The organism is Thiomicrorhabdus sp. Milos-T2 (genome assembly GCF_000702325.1).
Classification (GTDB): Bacteria; Pseudomonadota; Gammaproteobacteria; order Thiomicrospirales; family Thiomicrospiraceae; genus Thiomicrorhabdus.
The window spans coordinates 255,412-275,340 of record NZ_KL370892.1 but is presented as its reverse complement, the minus strand read 5'-3'; the positions used below and the strand labels follow the sequence as shown (position 1 = coordinate 275,340).

At 40.8% G+C, this 19,929-nt stretch carries 15 protein-coding genes, 2 tRNA genes and 3 rRNA genes; 15 read left to right on the top strand and 5 right to left on the bottom strand.

Features of this window, described 5'->3' with window-relative positions:
• The first annotated feature begins 365 nt into the window (after nucleotides 1-365).
• The 7 genes from BS34_RS0111385 (at nucleotide 366) to queF (ending at nucleotide 7,532) form a co-directional block, all read left to right on the top strand.
• Nucleotides 366-1,909 (top strand): 16S ribosomal RNA (locus BS34_RS0111385).
• Nucleotides 1,910-1,981: 72 nt separating this feature from the next.
• Nucleotides 1,982-2,057, top strand: a tRNA-Ala gene (locus BS34_RS0111380).
• 38 nt (nucleotides 2,058-2,095) lie between these two features.
• A tRNA-Ile gene (locus tag BS34_RS0111375) sits at nucleotides 2,096-2,172 on the top strand.
• Between the two features lie 586 nt (nucleotides 2,173-2,758).
• Nucleotides 2,759-5,790 (top strand): 23S ribosomal RNA (locus BS34_RS0111370).
• 223 nt (nucleotides 5,791-6,013) lie between these two features.
• Nucleotides 6,014-6,128 (top strand): 5S ribosomal RNA (gene rrf / locus BS34_RS0111365).
• The 16S, 23S and 5S rRNA genes sit together here with 2 tRNA genes alongside, the layout of an rRNA operon.
• A 162-nt stretch (nucleotides 6,129-6,290) precedes the next feature.
• On the top strand, nucleotides 6,291-6,689 hold the full coding sequence (locus BS34_RS0111360; protein WP_029408630.1) for a hypothetical protein: 399 nt from the start codon (nucleotides 6,291-6,293) through the stop codon (nucleotides 6,687-6,689).
• Nucleotides 6,690-6,692: 3 nt separating this feature from the next.
• Nucleotides 6,693-7,532: an NADPH-dependent 7-cyano-7-deazaguanine reductase QueF gene (gene queF, locus BS34_RS0111355; RefSeq protein ID WP_029408629.1), complete on the top strand. Its 840-nt coding sequence runs from the start codon at nucleotides 6,693-6,695 to the stop codon at nucleotides 7,530-7,532.
• A 62-nt stretch (nucleotides 7,533-7,594) separates the two neighbouring features.
• On the opposite strand, the gene proX is transcribed toward queF, so the two are convergent.
• The 4 genes from proX to BS34_RS0111335 are packed head-to-tail and all read right to left on the bottom strand — an operon-like array spanning nucleotide 7,595 to nucleotide 11,914.
• The gene (gene proX, locus BS34_RS0111350) at nucleotides 7,595-8,575 is read right to left on the bottom strand and encodes a glycine betaine/L-proline ABC transporter substrate-binding protein ProX (RefSeq protein ID WP_029408628.1); all 981 of its coding nucleotides are present in this window, start codon (nucleotides 8,573-8,575) and stop codon (nucleotides 7,595-7,597) included.
• 4 nt (nucleotides 8,576-8,579) lie between these two features.
• The gene (proW, locus tag BS34_RS0111345; protein ID WP_029408627.1) at nucleotides 8,580-9,680 is read right to left on the bottom strand and encodes a glycine betaine/L-proline ABC transporter permease ProW; all 1,101 of its coding nucleotides are present in this window, start codon (nucleotides 9,678-9,680) and stop codon (nucleotides 8,580-8,582) included.
• An 8-nt stretch (nucleotides 9,681-9,688) separates the two neighbouring features.
• A complete protein-coding gene (proV, locus tag BS34_RS0111340; protein WP_029408626.1) occupies nucleotides 9,689-10,876 on the bottom strand; it encodes a glycine betaine/L-proline ABC transporter ATP-binding protein ProV in 1,188 nt (395 codons plus the stop codon).
• Nucleotides 10,877-10,888: 12 nt separating this feature from the next.
• A complete protein-coding gene (locus tag BS34_RS0111335; RefSeq protein ID WP_029408625.1) occupies nucleotides 10,889-11,914 on the bottom strand; it encodes a porin in 1,026 nt (341 codons plus the stop codon).
• 561 nt (nucleotides 11,915-12,475) lie between these two features.
• On the opposite strand from BS34_RS0111335, the gene BS34_RS0111330 reads away from it, so the two are divergent.
• Entirely contained in the window at nucleotides 12,476-12,781 is a 306-nt protein-coding gene (locus BS34_RS0111330) for a hypothetical protein (protein ID WP_029408624.1), read from the top strand.
• Nucleotides 12,782-12,815: 34 nt separating this feature from the next.
• Here BS34_RS0111330 and BS34_RS0111325 read toward each other — a convergent pair whose 3' ends face one another.
• Nucleotides 12,816-13,442: a hypothetical protein gene (locus BS34_RS0111325; protein ID WP_029408623.1), complete on the bottom strand. Its 627-nt coding sequence runs from the start codon at nucleotides 13,440-13,442 to the stop codon at nucleotides 12,816-12,818.
• A gap of 202 nt (nucleotides 13,443-13,644) precedes the next feature.
• Between BS34_RS0111325 and mnmG the strand changes: the two genes are divergently transcribed.
• From mnmG to atpB, 7 genes are all read left to right on the top strand, one after another.
• Nucleotides 13,645-15,543 carry a tRNA uridine-5-carboxymethylaminomethyl(34) synthesis enzyme MnmG gene (mnmG, locus tag BS34_RS0111320; RefSeq protein ID WP_029408622.1) on the top strand — a complete coding sequence of 633 codons (1,899 nt, stop codon included), beginning with the start codon at nucleotides 13,645-13,647 and terminating at the stop codon, nucleotides 15,541-15,543.
• 8 nt (nucleotides 15,544-15,551) lie between these two features.
• A complete protein-coding gene (rsmG, locus tag BS34_RS0111315; protein ID WP_029408621.1) occupies nucleotides 15,552-16,181 on the top strand; it encodes a 16S rRNA (guanine(527)-N(7))-methyltransferase RsmG in 630 nt (209 codons plus the stop codon).
• Between the two features lie 40 nt (nucleotides 16,182-16,221).
• Nucleotides 16,222-16,989, top strand: coding sequence for a ParA family protein (locus tag BS34_RS0111310; protein WP_029408620.1), 768 nt, complete (start codon nucleotides 16,222-16,224; stop codon nucleotides 16,987-16,989).
• 247 nt (nucleotides 16,990-17,236) lie between these two features.
• Complete coding sequence (locus BS34_RS0111305; protein ID WP_029408619.1) at nucleotides 17,237-18,106, top strand: ParB/RepB/Spo0J family partition protein; 870 nt, start codon at nucleotides 17,237-17,239, stop codon at nucleotides 18,104-18,106.
• A gap of 251 nt (nucleotides 18,107-18,357) precedes the next feature.
• The gene (locus tag BS34_RS0111300) at nucleotides 18,358-18,645 is read left to right on the top strand and encodes an AtpZ/AtpI family protein (RefSeq protein WP_029408618.1); all 288 of its coding nucleotides are present in this window, start codon (nucleotides 18,358-18,360) and stop codon (nucleotides 18,643-18,645) included.
• Complete coding sequence (locus BS34_RS0111295; RefSeq protein WP_029408617.1) at nucleotides 18,638-19,003, top strand: ATP synthase subunit I; 366 nt, start codon at nucleotides 18,638-18,640, stop codon at nucleotides 19,001-19,003. Before BS34_RS0111300 ends, BS34_RS0111295 begins: the two co-directional genes overlap by 8 nt.
• Nucleotides 19,004-19,014: 11 nt before the next feature.
• On the top strand, nucleotides 19,015-19,881 hold the full coding sequence (gene atpB / locus BS34_RS0111290) for a F0F1 ATP synthase subunit A (RefSeq protein ID WP_029408616.1): 867 nt from the start codon (nucleotides 19,015-19,017) through the stop codon (nucleotides 19,879-19,881).
• Nucleotides 19,882-19,929: the final 48 nt, after the last annotated feature.

Below are 19,929 nucleotides of genomic sequence, written 5' to 3'. Positions count from 1 at the left end.
GTTGAGAACACCGCTTAAAGCCTACGGGTTTTACAGGTTGATTAAAAAATGAGTTGAAAATAATTTAAAATAAATTGTTGACAACGAATTCTAAATCAGCTTACAATAAGCGGCTTACCGAGAAGGAAAAGCAATCGAATTTAATTCGACTCTTCATCTTCTCGAAGAGACCTAAGTTCTTTAAAAATCAGGTAATTCAGAGATAATTTATGTGGAAACTCCTTAAGTGAGTAACCAAATAAAAAATCTCGATTTTTGACAAAAATGTATTTGGTAATAAATAATTTATTATTTTTATCATGTTTCACTTTGTCAATTCCGAGTGTTTATTTCCTGAGAAGGAATTGAAATATATCAGCAAGATTAAACTGAAGAGTTTGATCCTGGCTCAGAATGAACGCTGGCGGTAGGCTTAACACATGCAAGTCGGACGGAAACGATGAAAAGCTTGCTTTTCAGGCGTCGAGTGGCGGACGGGTGAGTAACGCGTGGGAATCTACCCTATAGTTGGGGACAACATATGGAAACGTATGCTAATACCGAATATGCTCTACGGAGTAAAGGTGCCCTCTCCTTGGAAGGTATCGCTATAGGATGAGCCCGCGTGAGATTAGTTAGTTGGTAAGGTAATGGCTTACCAAGGCAACGATCTCTAGCTGGTTTGAGAGGATGATCAGCCACACTGGGACTGAGACACGGCCCAGACTCCTACGGGAGGCAGCAGTGGGGAATATTGCACAATGAGCGAAAGCTTGATGCAGCCATACCGCGTGTGTGAAGAAGGCCCGAGGGTTGTAAAGCACTTTCAATTGTGAGGAAGATAGTGTCGTTAATATCGGCATTGTTTGACGTTAACTTTAGAAGAAGCACCGGCTAACTCTGTGCCAGCAGCCGCGGTAATACAGAGGGTGCAAGCGTTATTCGGAATTACTGGGCGTAAAGCGCGCGTAGGCGGATTATTAAGTCAGTTGTGAAAGCCCTGGGCTCAACCTGGGAACTGCATCTGATACTGGTAGTCTAGAGTTTAAGAGAGGGAAGTGGAATTCCAGGTGTAGCAGTGAAATGCGTAGATATCTGGAGGAACATCAGTGGCGAAGGCGACTTCCTGGCTTAAAACTGACGCTGAGGTGCGAAAGCGTGGGTAGCGAACGGGATTAGATACCCCGGTAGTCCACGCCGTAAACGATGTCAACTAGTTGTTGGTCTTATTAAAAAGATTAGTAACGCAGCTAACGCGATAAGTTGACCGCCTGGGGAGTACGGTCGCAAGATTAAAACTCAAAGGAATTGACGGGGGCCCGCACAAGCGGTGGAGCATGTGGTTTAATTCGATGCAACGCGAAGAACCTTACCATCCCTTGACATGTAGAGAACTTTCTAGAGATAGATTGGTGCCTTCGGGAACTCTAACACAGGTGCTGCATGGCTGTCGTCAGCTCGTGTCGTGAGATGTTGGGTTAAGTCCCGCAACGAGCGCAACCCTTATCATTAGTTGCTACCATTTAGTTGAGAACTCTAATGAGACTGCCGGTGATAAACCGGAGGAAGGCGGGGACGACGTCAAGTCATCATGGCCCTTATGGGATGGGCTACACACGTGCTACAATGGGGGGTACAAAGAGCAGCCAACTGGCAACAGTGCGCGAATCTCAAAAAACCCTTCGTAGTCCGGATTGGAGTCTGCAACTCGACTCCATGAAGTCGGAATCGCTAGTAATCGCGGATCAGAATGCCGCGGTGAATACGTTCCCGGGCCTTGTACACACCGCCCGTCACACCATGGGAGTGGATTGCAAAAGAAGTAGGTAGCTTAACCTTCGGGAGAGCGCTTACCACTTTGTGGTTCATGACTGGGGTGAAGTCGTAACAAGGTAGCCCTAGCGGAAGCTGGGGCTGGATCACCTCCTTTAAGATAAAAATGGTTGCGAGCTTAAGTGAGTTTTCACATAAATTGTCTCTGAATTACATGAAAGTACAAACTGGGGCTATAGCTCAGCTGGGAGAGCGCCTGCCTTGCACGCAGGAGGTCTGCGGTTCGATCCCGCATAGCTCCACCAAATTCAATTTGGGGAGCCTGCTCCCCAAATAAATATTTGGGTCTGTAGCTCAGTTGGTTAGAGCGCACCCCTGATAAGGGTGAGGTCGGTGGTTCAAATCCACCCAGACCCACCAATTTTTAGTTGATCTTGAATCTTTTTACTTGCTCATTTGCTTATCGCAAACTTCGCAAATAAAAATATCCAACCTCAAGCAAAAATGGTACGTTTTAACAAAGATGCATTTCACTATCAATACGTTTTAAAGTAAAAAAGCTTTAGAATTTATTTACAGTGGAAAACACTGAAAGTTCTTTAAAAATTTGGAATAGATCTCTCGATTGAGGTTTTAAATGCAAACTTTACTTATTGATTTATCAATAGGCACTGTAGTTGGTTTAAGACTCAATCAATGAGAAGCCCAACGCTCAGCCGACATTTGAGCGTTGGGTGTGGTAAGTCTCCCTTCCAGGGGCTTACCACGCAAAACTGGATAGTTTTTAAGCATTGCTTAGAAATTATCAAGTATAGGTAAAATATATAATTGAGAATACTCAAGCGTATATCATGACAGCGAAAACAGACAATTCATGTTGTTTGTTTTAAAACTTTTAGTTGCATACTCTCATCAGACCTTATAAACAGAAGCTTAATGATTAAATGGTATAGCTACCAAATTAAGTGGAGTTAACAAAAGGCATAAGGTTATTTTTGAGTTGTATAGTTAAGTGACTAAGCGTATACGGTGGATGCCTAGGCAGAAGAAGGCGATGAAGGACGTAGTAACTTGCGATAAGCCACGGGGAGCCAGTAAACATGCTTTGATCCGTGGATTTCCGAATGGGAAAACCCATCCAATATGGATATCCTGCTTGCAGGAGGCTAACCCGGGGAACTGAAACATCTAAGTACCCGGAGGAAAAGAAATCAACCGAGATTCCCTAAGTAGCGGCGAGCGAACGGGGACCAGCCCTTAAGCATTTATAAGATTAGTAAAATAGTCTGGAAAGTCTAACGATACAAGGTGATAGTCCTGTATACGAAAATCTTTTAAGTGTGAAATCGAGTAAGACGGGACACGAGAAATCCTGTTTGAAGATGGGGGGACCACCCTCCAAGGCTAAATACTCTCTTCTGACCGATAGTGAACCAGTACCGTGAGGGAAAGGCGAAAAGAACCCCTGAAGGGGAGTGAAATAGAACCTGAAACCGTGTACGTACAAGCAGTAGGAGCCCCTCATTAAAGGGTCTTTATCCGAGCGATAAAATGCTCAAAAGCGAAGCAGTGTTTGAACAAGGTCGTTATTTTAGATGAGAACCGTAGCGCAGTGTAGCCAAAGCTACATGAGCAACGGAAGTGAATCAAAATGGCGAGATTGTCAAACAATGCAAGCGGAAGATTTTTTAATGAGGGGTGACTGCGTACCTTTTGTATAATGGGTCAGCGACTTACATTATGTAGCGAGATTAACCGAATAGGGGAGTCGTAGGGAAACCGAGTCTTAAATGGGCGACTAGTTGCATGGTGTAGACCCGAAACCGGGCGATCTATCCATGGCCAGGTTGAAGGTGCCGTAACAGGTACTGGAGGACCGAACCCACGTATGTTGAAAAATGCGGGGATGAGCTGTGGATCGGAGTGAAAGGCTAATCAAGCCCGGAGATAGCTGGTTCTCCTCGAAAACTATTTAGGTAGTGCCTCATGTATCACTGTTGGGGGTAGAGCACTGTTATGGTCTAGCGGTCCGTCAAGGATTAGCAGCCCATTGCAAACTCCGAATACCAACAAGTGCAATCATGGGAGACAGACTGCGGGTGCTAACGTCCGTAGTCAAGAGGGAAACAACCCAGACCGCCATCTAAGGTCCCTAAATATTACTAAGTGGGAAAGGATGTGGGAAGGCTCAGACAGTCAGGAGGTTGGCTTAGAAGCAGCCACCCTTTAAAGAAAGCGTAATAGCTCACTGATCGAGTCGGCCTGCGCCGAAGATTTAACGGGGCTAAGTAATATACCGAAGATGCGGATGCCGTAAGGCATGGTAGAGGAGCGTTCTGTAAGCCTGCGAAGGGGCATTGTAAAGTGTCCTGGAGGTATCAGAAGTGCGAATGCTGACATGAGTAGCGATAAAGGGAGTGAAAAGCTCCCTCGCCGAAAGACCAAGGTTTCCTACGCAACGTTAATCGACGTAGGGTTAGTCGACCCCTAAGACGAGGCCGAGAGGCGTAGTCGATGGGAAGCAGGTTAATATTCCTGCACTAGTTATTACTGCGATGGAGGGACGGAGTAGGCTAAATCAGCCTGGCGATGGTTGTCCAGGTTTAAGGATGTAGGCAGATATCTTAGGTAAATCCGGGATATTAATGCTGAGATCTGATGACGAGTCCTCTTTTGGACGAAGTGATTGATGCCATGCTTCCAAGAAAAGCTTCTAAGCTTCAGGTAATAACTAATCGTACCCCAAACCAACACAGGTGGTCAGGATGAGAATTCTAAGGCGCTTGAGAGAACTCGGGTGAAGGAACTAGGCAAAATGGTACCGTAACTTCGGGAGAAGGTACGCCCTCTTAAGTGAAAGACTTGCTCTGTAAGCTCTAGAGGGTTGCAATAAAATGGTGGCTGCAACTGTTTACTAAAAACATAGCACTGTGCAAAATCGAAAGATGACGTATACGGTGTGACGCCTGCCCGGTGCCGGAAGGTTAATTGATGGGGTTAGCTTAGGCGAAGCTCTTGATCGAAGCCCCGGTAAACGGCGGCCGTAACTATAACGGTCCTAAGGTAGCGAAATTCCTTGTCGGGTAAGTTCCGACCTGCACGAATGGCGTAATGATGGCCACACTGTCTCCACCCGAGACTCAGCGAAATTGAAATCGCAGTTAAGATGCTGCGTACCCGCGGCTAGACGGAAAGACCCCGTGAACCTTTACTACAGCTTTGCACTGGACTTTGATACTATCTGTGTAGGATAGGTGGGAGGCTTTGAAACCGAGACGCTAGTCCCGGTGGAGCCAATCTTGAAATACCACCCTGATATTATTGAGGTTCTAACCTCGACCAGTGAATCCTGGTCAGGGACAGTGTATGGTGGGTAGTTTGACTGGGGCGGTCTCCTCCTAAAGAGTAACGGAGGAGCGCGAAGGTACCCTCAGCACGGTCGGACATCGTGCAATGAGCGCAAGAGTAAAAGGGTGCTTGACTGCGAGACTGACACGTCGAGCAGGTGCGAAAGCAGGTTCTAGTGATCCGGTGGTTCTGTGTGGAAGGGCCATCGCTCAACGGATAAAAGGTACTCCGGGGATAACAGGCTGATACCGCCCAAGAGTTCATATCGACGGCGGTGTTTGGCACCTCGATGTCGGCTCATCACATCCTGGGGCTGAAGTCGGTCCCAAGGGTATGGCTGTTCGCCATTTAAAGTGGTACGCGAGCTGGGTTTAGAACGTCGTGAGACAGTTCGGTCCCTATCTGCCGTGGGCGTTGGAAATTTGAGGGAGGCTGCTCCTAGTACGAGAGGACCGGAGTGGACGAACCGCTGGTGTTCGGGTTGTTATGCCAATAGCATTGCCCGGTAGCTACGTTCGGAAAGGATAACCGCTGAAAGCATCTAAGCGGGAAACCTGTCCCAAGATAAGATTTCCCTAGACTTTAAGTCTTCTGAAGGGCCGTTAGAGACTATGACGTTGATAGGCAAGGTGTGGAAGAGCAGTAATGTTTGAAGCTAACTTGTACTAATTACCCGTGAGGCTTAACTATACAACTCAAAAGTGACTTGTGATGATGAGACATTATCAAATTGACATTATCAAATGATAAGACATCAATGCCAAGCGATGTTGTGATATACCTTGACTATTATCGATTATATATGACATAAAAACCTAATTAATGTTGCATTGAGTGATCAGTGTGATGAATAGACGATCTATTCCAAAGAATTTTACGTGGTTGACTAATCTCAGCCCGTAACACCAAATTGCTTGGTGACAATAGCAAGATGGAACCACCTGATCCCATTCCGAACTCAGAAGTGAAACGTCTTAGCGCCGATGGTAGTGTGGGAGGTCCCATGTGAGAGTAGGTCATTGCCAAGCTTATATTCTAAAAACCCGTTATATCTCTGATATAGCGGGTTTTTTTTTGCCTTAATTTTTTCTAAATGTTGTTATCATATTCTTTATTATTTCAAGGTACCTTATTAATGATTTTAGTTTTAGTTGTTATTAAGTACAGGCTATTAAATTCAAGGAGCAGTTATGTCTCAGGTTACAGTCAAATCAAATACAGTAATGACACTAGTCAATAAGGTGCCATGGATGCTCTTTATTATTGGCTTTTTAATCGTAGCTGAATATATGCACATCAGCTTACAGGGTTCAGTTGGTTATGCATTTATTACTATTGCTGTGATTGTTTTATTTATTGAAATGTTTAAATCTGGTGATGTTAGTGCCTTTGCCTTTTTATTAGATCAATTTTGGGCTGTCATTACATTGATATTAGCCTCTGGCTTATTGACTTATTTGTGGTTTGTAGAGGGTACGGAACCTTCTTTTTTTCATTGGATAGGTTTTGCTATCATTGTTGCTGATTCCCTCTTAAATCCGTTCAATTCTTATAGAACTGCACTTCGTAATTTTGATGTGGCTGGTTAATTGATGATTATTAAAACTAACGGTACTGCTGACCAAAGTCTATTAGGAAAATCTTCGCCTTATTGTGGAATCTATAACCCTGATCTATTGTTTCCAATTCCTCGTCAGGAGAAGCGTGATGAATTGGGTATGGCATTAAACAACCTACCCTTTGTGGGTTTAGATATATGGACGGCCTTTGAGGTATCCTGGTTGAATCTTAAAGGGAAACCTGTAGTGGCAATTGCTGAATTTGCTTTTCCTGCTGACAGTGAGTATTTGATTGAATCAAAATCTTTTAAACTCTACTTAAATTCATTTAATGGAACACGTTTTAATAGCACCGAAGATGTTATTAGTACATGGATTAAAGATTTATCGAATGCATGTGGTGAAGCCGTTTCGATTGATTTAAGGAGTTTAGATTATGATGAGAGTCTGATTGCTAATTTACCAGGTATGAATTTGGACAACCTTGATATAGAGATAACTGATTATCAGCTAAATAAACAGTTACTTAAAATTGATAAAAGCAAAGAGATTGTTTCTGAAACCCTTAATAGTCATCTTTTAAAATCTAACTGCTTAGTCACTGGGCAGCCTGATTGGGGTTCTGTTGTGATTCGTTATGAGGGGCCTCTAATCAATCATGAGGCACTTTTACGTTATTTAATCTCTTTTAGAGAGCATAATGAATTTCATGAACAGTGTGTAGAGCGTATTTTTACTGATATTATGAATATCTGCTCACCAGAAAAGTTAACGGTATATGCTAGATATGTCAGACGAGGAGGGTTGGATATAAATCCTTACCGCTCAAATTTTGAAGAAGAATTTGATATATCTAGAACAATAAGACAGTAATAAGGAATTTTGAACAAAAAAAAGCGCAACCAAGTTGCGCTTTAAATAGGCATTGCAGTGATTTATTTAGCGGCTTTCGCTACTTTAATCCATTCATCGAATGTTGCCTGATGAGCATGAATCCATGCATCAACATGACGACTAATATCAGCTGGCTTATTCTGGCCATCTTTAATTAACTGGTTTTCTGCAGAAACATCATTGACTGAAACATTCATAATAGAGAATAGTTTAGCGGCATCAGGATGATTTTTTACTACCGATTTGTTGGCAACGATACGCATCGAGTTGACATTAAAACCATAGTTAGCACCGTTACTCAATGCGGTATCTTTAGTAACAGGATGTGCTGAATGAGTTACTTGTAACCAAACACTATCTTTACCAGGCTTCATGATTCCTGAGACCCAATATGGCGTCCATGTATAGTAAAGAACTGGCTTACCTTGTTTAAAGTTTGCAATCGTCTCTGCAATAATTGCAGAATACTGCCCTTGATTATGTTCAACGGTATCACGTAAACCGTAGGCATCCAGTTGATATTCGATTACTTTTTCACAACCCCAACCAGGGTTACAACCTGCTAAATCCGCTTTTCCATCACCATTGTTATCGAATAACTTAGCAAGTTTAGGGTCTTTTAGGTCGTTAATATATTTAATGTGATATTTATCAGCCGTTTTCTTGTCTATGAGATAACCTTGTGCACAACCTTCGATGTAGTCTCCTTTTCGGTAAAACTTATCATCTCCACCCGCTTTTTTGAACATGTTGTCATGAAGAGGGGCCCAGTTTACAGCCATAAAACTAATATCATCTGACTTTGCTTCTTGGGCAATTTGTTCATAAGCAACGGCATAATCTACTTCTTTGATAGAGTCGATTTCATAACCCAGTTTAGCAAGTGCACGGTTTACAAGTTCAGTTTGAAAAGTTTCCTCAGCAATTGAACTTTGAAAGGGAGTTACTTTTGCAGCAAATACCGCACTACTTGTCATAGATGCTATTAGCGCTGTTGATAGTACTAAAGATGTTTTCTTCATTGATTTAACCTTTATTTTTTTGCGAAGGAATTAATTTAAGAACCCAGCATACCGGTTCTCGGTGATACCACTTTGAATTGGCATCTTTGGGAGAGTTTCCCATTGATTGAGTGATACGATCTAAAATAATCGCTAAAAGTACAATAGAGATACCCCCTATGGCTGCTAAACCCATGTCTAGTCGTCCAATACCACGTAATACCATTTGACCTAAGCCTCCTACGGCAATCATAGAAGCGATAACGACCATTGAAAGTGATAGCATTAGGTTTTGGTTAATGCCGGCCATAATCGTTGGCTTAGCAACGGGTAGTTCAATTTTGAAAAGCATTTGCATTGAGCTTGCACCGTAAGCATGACCAGCTTCAATTAAATCAGCCGGGACTTGTCTTATTCCAAGGCTGGTTAAGCGAACTAATGGTGGCAAGGCAAAAATAATAGTGACTACCACACCCGGTACGTTCCCAATACCAAACAGCATCACTATAGGGATTAGATAGACAAAAGCCGGGGTTGTTTGCATCGCATCAAGAACCGGCATAAAGACGGCTCTCATGCGATCGGATTTAGCCATCCATATACCAAGAGGTATGCCTATTAGCATACTGAACAGAACCGCAGTAAAGACCAGGGACAATGTCACCATTGTCTCTGTCCAAGCGCCTAGGAAACCAATAAAAATTAAGGAAATTAAACTTAAAACGCCCAGCCTTCTTCCTCCTACTTGCCAGGCAAATAGAGTGAAAAAAACCACGACTACCCATGGATTTAAGCTTTGTAAAAAAGCTTCAAGAGAGGTTAAAGTTAAATCAACAGGAATTCTGATTGCCTGAAATACCTCTCTAAAATTATTGACTAAAGAATCTAGGCCTTTCTCAACCCAGGTATCAAACGGAATCAATTTTTGAGCAAAAGGATCTGCCCAAGAGAAATCTGTTTGAGTGGTATCAACTTGGCTCGCTTGGTTTAACCAATCACTTTGTGAATCTTGAGGTTGTGGCTGACTTGTCCCCCATGCATTAGCAGGGTCAGCCGTTTCAGTCGCAGTATTACTTGTTGTGGTTTTACTTGGCTCAGCAGCAGCCCAAGGATTTGTATCAGACATTCAAGTTCCTAGTTTGGGTCAAGAGCTTTAAGAAGTTTAGATCGAGTTATAATGCCAATGATTTGATTAGCATCATTGACGACCGGAAGAGGGCAAGGCGCTTCTGCCATCATGCCGATGATGTCATTCAATGGCGTTTCTCCTGCAATAGTCGTTACACCCTTAATATAAGCATCTTCAACTTGGTCGGTGGTTTTTCTAGCGTCTTGCATGGTTTCTATCGTAGCGACGCCTATAAACTCTTTATTGCTATTTGTGATATAGGCGTAATCATAATCAGAATCTTCTAGAAGTCGGCTAAGCGTTTTTAAGCCCTGGCTCTCTTTTTTAGAAATCGTGAAGTATTTACGATTAATAATATTTTGAGCAGTGAGAACCCCACTCATTGAAACGCCCTTAAAGAAAGATTCCACATATTCCGTTTCTGGATTACGAAGAATTTCTTCAGGAGTGCCAATTTGCACAATATTACCTTGTTCCATGATGGCAATTCGATCACCAATTCGCATGGCTTCATCTAAATCATGCGAGATAAAAATAATCGTACGCTGATTTTTCTCTTGAAGCTTAATGAGTTCATCTTGCATTTCGGTACGAATCAATGGATCAAGCGCTGAGAAGGCTTCATCCATTAACATGATTTCAGAACCAGTCGCCAGTGCACGGGCAATACCCACACGCTGTTGCATACCACCAGAGAGTTCAGACGGATATACATGAGAATAGGTTTCAAGGCCGACTTGCTCTAAGGCAAGCATGGCTTTAGCTTGTGCTTTCGCTTTGCTACAACCGTCTAAGGTTAACCCAAAGGCGGTATTATCAACTACCGACATATGTGGTAGAAGAGCGAAAGATTGGAAGACCATCGAAATTTTTTCACGTCGAGTCTGGCGTAATGCTTTATCAGACATCTTGGTAATATTGATACCATCTACAAAAATTTCACCTGCAGAAGGTTCAATTAAACGGTTAAGAAGACGGACTAGTGTGGATTTACCAGAACCGGATAAACCCATAATGACAAAAATTTCACCCTCATAGACCTCAAAAGAGGCGTTATTTACGCCAAGGGTGTAGCCGGTCTTAGCAAAAATTTGATCTTTGTTAAGACCTTCATCAACTAGACGAAGAGCGTGCTTAGGATTGTCGCCGAAAACCTTAAAAACGTTTTCGACTTTTAATTTAGTAGGTTTCATATATTTTCGATTCTAGAAGTCGTAACGTGCACCGACTGCAATTGCTTGAGAGTTTTCGCCATAAGAGTAATATCCTGCATTTAGGTAGTCTGCGATATCTAAATCAGGTAGTACAGCGTAGCTGTTCTCTTCTGCAATATATTCTACAAATACTTTAAGGTTTTTAGTGTATTGATAATCTGTACCTAAGTGAATCGTCGTACCAGCAGCATATCCATCTTCATCACCTTCAGAAACGTGTGCTTTAAATGTGTACTTGCCTAGGTTGTATGAACCATATAGATTGTAAATGCTAATGTCAGAATTAGCCTGTTCAAACTTAGTTGCAAAGCGCCATGGTCCTGTTGTATATGAAGCTGAAAGACCTAATGTTTCAGTTCCACCAATGTTTTCATCTTGGTCCTCATAAGCAGCAGAGAGTGTTAGGCCTTCATTGGTATAGGAAAGAGCATATTGCATAGTATCTAGGTAGTTAGAGTCTTTAGAGTCACTAACGTCTACTGCAGAAGCTGCAAAACTTAACCCAGAGAAAGAAGGAGATGTATATGTAACAGCTTCTCTTCTAAAATATGCATATGTTGACCATCCAGAATAGAAAGAGCTGAAATAATCTACAGGGTAAGATACATAATTGTAGTAAGTTAACCATTGTTTACCAATAGCAAGAGAACCCCAGTCGCCAGAAGCTGTTAATTTATAAATTCTAGGGTAATTGTTATCTAAAGAATTAGGATCTTTGTAGTAGGCTGCAAAACCAGTTGGATCGTTCATTTTCATTTCGGCGGTATTGAATGGAATTTCTAATTTTGCACCAAGGGTTGTACCGTTGCTTAACGGGTAGCTAGCTTTTACACCAAAACGAGAATATGCGTCTCTAAAACCAGTGTAGCTTTTGTCGTCTCCTGCATTGGTTACTTTATCAACGCTAACGGATTCAGCTTGAACTCGAATTGAGCCATAGGCGTCAACCGTTAATTCTGCCATTGCAGTCGCTGGAAGAAGGGTGGCGGTAGAGGCTATTAATACTAGTTTTTTCAAAACGTTTTTTCTCCGGTATTCTGTGCTAAAAAGCTTGTAATGCACAATTAAATTTTATGTAAACCTTTTAAAAGGTAACATGTTAGTAGCTTTGGTTACAAGGGGGGGGCTTTGTCAAAGGCTTAAAACCGGCTTTTCAATCACCCTCTAGATACTATTAGAGTAGTAGCTAGAGGGTGATTAGAAAAAAGTTGATTTTTTTTTAAAAAAAGAGTAGAAATCGAACATATTTGCTAGAGAGTGTTAAAAAAAAGCTATAAAACTTGAGTAAAAACTTTAGAGACCTTTGCACGAGATAGGTGCGAAAGAAAAATGAGGAAAAATTTGCCTGATTCTCGACTTACCCCTTCGGGCGTCGAGTTCTTCGTTTGCGGCGGAAAACGCAGGGAATAGCTAGCTATTCGCAAGGTTTCCAACAAAAATCAGGTGAATTTTTACCCTCAAGGGGCACCTAGAACCATTTTTACTCGTTCATACTCTCGTGCAAAGGTCTCTATTAGTATAAAAAATTGTCAGGGTTACCAGGCCTGGTCTTTTATTTTCAGTTTTGTAAGGATAAAAATGTCAGAACATGATGTAGTTGATATTAAAAACGCCCTTAAGGCTAAGCAATTAATTGAAAGCTTTGACCAAAATTTAGAACGTTTAATTTCTAAGGGTGCGGATGAGAATGAGGTGGAGGCTTATACCATTGATTTATTGTCAGAATGGCTTGAAGAAGCGATTGAAAATGGTATGAACCCAGAGGAACTATCTAGTAGAGCTAATCAGCTTGCGCAATTTGCTTTTAGTCGAGGTTATTCGCAGCACGAAGTTGAAGAGCTTTTAACTATGCGCCCAAATCCTAATGGTAAACGCCCTAATTAAGAATGTTTTGGACGGCTAGAGTTGATTTGGATAATTAACGATAAATTCTAATTTCGCCAACTGAGCCTAAAATGTGATTTATTGCTTTTAAATCCGGTCGATAACTTCGAGGCGCGTCCATTGGGTTTCCATTGCTTAAAGCCCCTGCACAGGTTAATCGGTAAACATTAGGTTGTTTTGTTGACTTAAGGTAAATATGAATTAAATCCATAGTTTCTGGGAGTTCTTGATTGCCTAATCCTAAATATCCGATAAAAACCGGAAAGTCCGTTTGTGTATTGTTTGCTAAATTAAAAGCCAGTTGAGTTGCTTTGCGGTGGATTTTAGCAATAGCTTCTTCATCCACTGAGACCGATTCGATAATGAAGTGTTCGGGTTTAATAATTTGTTTATGTTCACTTAAGTTGCTAATTTCTACTCGGCAGTGTTGCGCGGAATGATCAAAACCACTGGTGTTTGATTCACCCTGCTGAATATAAACACGCGCGCTATTGGGTGCTATTTCAAGTGCTTGTTTTAGAAAAAAGGTATCTTTGGGTTGGATTTCTAAGTTTTGCGCAGAATAGGGTAAAGAAGCACAACCTGTCATAACTAATACAGGCAATACATACGCGATGAATTTGGTGAAATTATAAAGCCGTTTTAAGTCAGTTTTTATCATGATTTATGCTCTCTACAACTCTTCAGAATATATATCTTATTCAATCTTACCAGGCCTGGTAGCTTTCTACTAGTGAGAGAATATGAGTTTAAATTAGGTTGTGTTTCTGCATTACGCAAATAAATGATTGTTATGGTAAAATACTTTGCTATTTGGTAGAAAAAAAGCATTACGGCTAAGCGGCTTTAATTAAAGGTGAAATATGCATTCCGACACTTCAAAATATGACGTCATAGTAGTTGGCGGTGGTCATGCTGGAACAGAGGCTGCACTGGCTTCTGCTCGCATGGGTTTGCAAACCTTATTATTAACACACAATATTGATACACTTGGACAAATGTCCTGCAATCCAGCGATTGGTGGGATTGGAAAAGGTCACCTTGTTAAAGAGATTGACGCTATGGGTGGCGTAATGGGGTTGGCAATTGATGAAGCCGGTATTCAGTTTAGAATATTAAATGCTTCTAAGGGCCCCGCCGTAAGAGCAACACGTGCACAAGCAGATAGAGTGCTTTATCGTCAAGCAATTCGTACTCGATTAGAAAGCCAAGAAAACTTATCTATTTTTCAGCAGCCAGTTGAAGACATTATTTTAGATGGTGACACTATTAGTGGCGTTGTTACCAAAATGGGTTTGCGTTTTTATGCCAATCAAGTGGTATTAACGGTGGGCACATTTTTAGCGGGTCGTATTCATATTGGCTTGCAAAATTACGAAGGTGGGCGCGCCGGTGACGAGCCAGCGAATCGATTAGCTGACCGTCTAAGAGAAATGAACTTGCCGGTAGGTCGTTTAAAAACTGGAACACCTCCACGTATTGATGCCCGTACAGTTAATTTCGATGCTATGCAGGTTCAGCTTGGTGATGACCCTGTCCCCGTCTTTTCTTATATGGGCAAGACGAGTATGCATCCTAAGCAAATTCCTTGTCATATTACTTATACCAATTCTAAAACGCATGATGTCATTATGGCATCACTTGATCAATCCCCTATGTATTCTGACCAAGGTGAAATAGACAGCGTTGGGCCAAGATATTGCCCGTCTATTGAAGATAAGGTCATGCGATTTGCTGATAAAGATAAGCATCAGGTTTTCATTGAGCCAGAAGGCTTAACCACTTCGGAACTCTATCCTAATGGGATTTCAACTAGCTTACCGTTTGCTACACAATTGCAAATAGTGCATTCCATGCAAGGTTTGGAAAATGCTAAAATCATGCGCCCCGGTTATGCCATTGAATATGATTATTTTGATCCTCGTGGTTTAAAGGTCACATTAGAAACTCAAGCCATAAAAGGCTTGTATTTTGCAGGCCAAATTAATGGAACTACGGGATATGAAGAAGCGGCTGCTCAAGGCCTGTTGGCTGGAATTAATGCTGCACGCAGAGGTCAACAAAAAGAGCAGTGGTATCCACGACGTGATGAAGCTTATTTAGGTGTTTTGGTTGATGATCTAATTACGATGGGAACCAATGAACCTTATAGAATGTTTACTTCTAGGGCAGAATACCGCTTAATGTTGCGAGAAGATAACGCTGATCAACGTTTGACACCGGTTGCTCGAGAAATGGGCTTGGTTGATGATGCACGTTGGGCAGCTTACCAAAATAAGTTAGAAACATTAGAGAAAGAAGTAGAACGTTTAAAAGATACTTGGATTTATCCATCTCATGCCGAGGCTAAAAAGGCTGAAGCGTTAATGGATTTGCCATTAAGTAAAGAGCAAACCTTATTTGATTTACTTAAACGCCCTAATGTTCAATACAATGCACTAGCTTCTCTTGATACTTTTGGTAAAGGTGTTGAAGACTCTGCGGTGGTAGATCAAATTGAGATAGAAGCCAAATATTCAGGTTATATTGATCGTCAGATTCAGCAAATTGACAAGATGAAACGTTCCGAGTCAGTTAAAATCCCTGAAGATTTAGATTTAGACACAATTTCAGGTTTATCTAATGAAGTTAAACAGAAGTTACGAGATCATAAGCCAGATAACCTTGGCATGGCAGGAAGAATTCAGGGTATTACGCCCGCCGCGGTGTCTATCTTACTGATAGAAATTAAAAAGTTTCGTTCACAAAAAAATTCGGCTTGATAGATTAAATGGATAACTTAAGAGCAATATTGATTGAAGGCATAGATGAACTTCAAATAGACTTATCTGCTGAACAAATCGATAAGTTAATGGCCTATTTAGCCTTATTGCAGAAATGGAATAAAGTATACAATCTAACCGCCATTCGTGATCCCCAAGAGATGTTAATTAAGCATTTGTTAGACAGTCTGGCTGTCGTTCCTTATATTAAACAGGATCGAATTATTGATGTGGGAACGGGGGGCGGTTTACCCGGTATTCCTTTGGCGATTTGCTTTCCTGAAAAACAGATAGATTTACTGGATAGCAATAGCAAAAAAACTCGATTTTTAATACAAGCAAAAGCAGAATTAGGGTTGATCAATACGCAGGTCATTCATAACCGTGTAGAAGAGTATCAACCAGAACCGCTTTATGACGCAGTTATTTCGCGAGCGTTTGCATCTATTCAAGATATGCTTGATTGGACACACCACTTAATACCTAACGGAGGTGTTTGGTGGGCAATGAAAGCACAGAAAGATTTTGAAGATTTAACTAAGTTACCAGGCCTGGTAAAAATAGAAGAAGTTAATGAACTTCATGTCCCTAAGCTAAATGCAGAACGCATGTTGGTTAAGGGTTCAAAGGTCTCATAAAAAACTAACATTTTAAAACCACATTAGAGGCAAAATCGGCGTGGGAAGAGTCATTGCAGTTGCAAACCAAAAAGGTGGCGTGGGTAAAACCACAACCAGTGTTAATTTAGCCGCAGCACTTGGGCGTTTAAACAAAAAAGTATTGTTGATTGATTTAGACCCTCAAGGTAACGCAACTGTTGCTATTGGTGTAGATAAAGAGCAATTGAATGCATCGGTGTTTGAAGTGCTCATTGGTGAGTTAAAAGCTAAGGCAGCCATTGTGCATGTAGAACAGGCCAATATAGACTTAATGCCTGCTAACGGAGACTTGACCGCGGCTGAAGTGACTTTACTAGAAGAAAACATGGGGCCTAAAAGACTGCGCAAAGGGCTTAAAAAGATTCGCGATAACTATGAAGTTATTATCATTGACTGTCCACCCACGTTAAACATGTTAACGCTAAATGCTTTGGCCTGCTCAGATGGGATTTTGGTACCAGTACAGTGCGAGTTTTTTGCGCTAGAGGGGTTATCAGCTTTAATGGACACTATTGATACAGTGCAAAGCCAATTAAATGCCACTCTTCATATAGATGGCTTATTGAGAACCATGCACGATAGACGTAATAATTTGGCTAACGATGTCTCTAATGAATTAGTCGCCCATTTTGGAATGAAGGTTTTACAGACAATTATTCCACGTAATGTACGACTAGCAGAGGCGCCTAGCTATGGTGAATCTATATTAGATTATGACGCAACTTCTAATGGAGCAATCGCTTATTTGGCATTAGCAAATGAGTTGATTCGTAAAACACAAATTTAAAAAATATAGAGAGACCTTTGCACGAGAGTATGCACGAGTAAAAATGGTTAAAATTCACTTGATTTTTGTTGAAAAACTTGCGAATAGCTAGCTATTCCCTGCGTTTTCCGCCGCAATCAGGCAAATTTTACCTCATTTTTCTTTCGCACCTATCTCGTGCAAAGGTCTCATAGAGATCTTTACCTCTTTATTGATGTAAAACTCTCAAAGAATTAGAAAAACTCTTCGCTAAAAGGTAGGAACTTTCGTGGCTAAAAAACGTTCAGGTATGGGAAATCGTGGCATTCATGCAATGCTTGGAGCTAAGCAGAAATCAGATAATAGTAGTGCTGACTTACGTATTGAAAAATTGCTTATTGAACAGCTTCAGCCAGGACAATATCAACCAAGACAACAGTTTGAAGATGCCGCTTTACAAGAATTAGCCGATTCCATTAAAGTTCAAGGGGTTGTTCAGCCTATTATTGTGCGCCCAGTTGGTACCGATAAATATGAAATTATTGCCGGAGAACGACGCTGGAGAGCATCTAAATTAGCTGGCTTAGATAAAGTTCCCGTAGTTATTCGACAAGCAGATAGTCAAGCAACCTTAGCAATGGCCTTGATTGAGAATATTCAACGTGAAGATTTGAACCCAATTGAAACTGCAATAGGTTTAAAACGTTTGCTAAAAGAATTCGATTTAACTCAGCAGGCCGTTGCTGATGCAGTAGGTCGCTCTAGAGCCGCGGTTTCTAATTTACTTCGTTTACTGAAACTTCCAAAAGGCATTCAAGACTCTTTACACAAAGGCGACTTAAGCATGGGACATGCAAGGGCTATTATCAGTCTGCCCGAACCGGTTCAAAAGGAGTTAGCTAGTAAAGCCATTGATAAAGGCTGGTCAGTACGTGAAATTGAAGAAGCCGCACAGCAGGTTTTAATACCTAAAAAACTGGTTAAAAAAGCTAAGAAAAACGCGATTCCAGGGATTGAGAAGGTTATGGAGCATGAAACCGCATTAGGTGAAAAGTTAGCGGCAAAGGTTAAAATTAACCATTTAGAAACAGGCAAAGGTAAGATTGAAATTAGTTATGCAAATATAGAAGAGTTAGAGCGTTTATTAGCTTTAATGTAGAAATAGGCATTAATAATTTTGAAAAGATCCGTTTGAAATAAAAAATTCAAATACAGAGTTATAAGGTAGATGGTGTGTTTTTTTATTTCCCAATCACATTATGTTGTAGGTGTTTATAAATAAGCGTCAAAAAACCAAATAAAAACTATATCAACAGTAGATTTTAACCCTATAAAACATTATCATTAGCGGCCGTTTAGTTTGAATTTAGTTAAACTAATCAGTATTATTATTAGAGTTTGCCTTAAATTATGAATAACGATTATGAACATAAGAAGGTTGTTAAGAATACAACGCAAGAGGTACCAAGCCCGGCAGCAAACTTTTTATTGATAAGTGCAGGCTCGATTTTTACATCGATGTTAATAGCCGGCTTTATTGTCGGCTATATGCTAGACCATATTTTTGATACAACACCTATCTTCTTTTTAAGTTGTGCTGTATTAGGTTTTATTGGTGGAATACAGAAGGTTCATGCGTTAACAAAACGATTAGATCACATACCATCAAAAAACGAGCAAGAGACAAAAAATGATTAAAGGACTGGATAAGTCTTTTAAAATCCAGGGAATTATTGGATTGATAGCGGTAGCCATATTTGCTACACAAGGCCAGATTATAGCCGCCGCATACGGTTTTTTTGTAGGTATTATGAACGTGCTAATGTTAAGTTTTACTTTTAGTAAAGCGAATAAAAGAGCCGAAGATGATGCTAAAGCCGGAATACTAATTTTATATATGAGTGCAGTGATTAGATTTGTTCTATTAGCTGTGTTATTTATTTTGGGTCTGTCTTTCCTAGATGAGAGTCAAGCTTTTCCAGTAGTGTTAACCTTTGTGTTAATGCAGTTAGGACAGCTTTTCAATCTAAAAGGTAAAAGACGTTTGACTGATTAAGGAGTAGACCATTGAGTGCTGAAAAGATGGGAACTGTCGAGTATATTCAACATCACTTGACAAACAATACACTCGCTTTGAACGCCGAAGCGCAAGAAGCAATAGACAAGGGACAAATGACATTTTGGGCATTAAACCTTGATACTATCGCAATTAGTTTTTTGATTGGTGCCTTGATTGTTTTTGTAGCTGCACGTTTAGGTAAGCAGTTAGAAACGGGTAAACCTGGCGGTTTTCAAAACTTTGTAGAATCTATTCTAGACTTTGTTTCAACTAACGTTAGAGATGCATTCCCTGGGCATAATGCCTTAATTGCTCCGTTAGCATTAACAATCTTCTTATGGGTATGGTTAATGAACTTCATGGATTTAATTCCTGTAGATTTATTACCGATGTTATTCCAAGTGATTACAGGAAATGAACATGCCCACCTTAAGGTCGTTCCAACGACTGACTTAAATACAACATTGGCTATGTCATTCACTGTATTTGCATTAATTCTGTTTTACAACGTAAAAATTAAAGGGGTATGGGGATTCACTAAAATGTTCCTTTTCCACCCTTTTGGAAAATTCTTGATTCCTGTCAATATTGTAATGACATTGATTGAAGAAGTTTCAAAACCACTTTCTCTTGCTTTGCGACTATTCGGTAATATGTTCGCAGGGGAACTAGTATTCCTATTGATCGCATTGATCGGTGGAACATTAGCAGTGGGTGCCGCTGCTCTATTCTGGGCGCCATTACAAGTGCTACTTGATTTAGGTTGGTTAATTTTCCACTTGTTGGTAATTACACTTCAGGCCTTTATCTTTATGGTGCTCACGATTGTTTATTTAGGTATGGCTCACGAAGATGATGCTGAAATGGGTCACTAAACCACCTAAGTAACAATTAACAGAATAGGCGATTCGGTTCTGAATCGA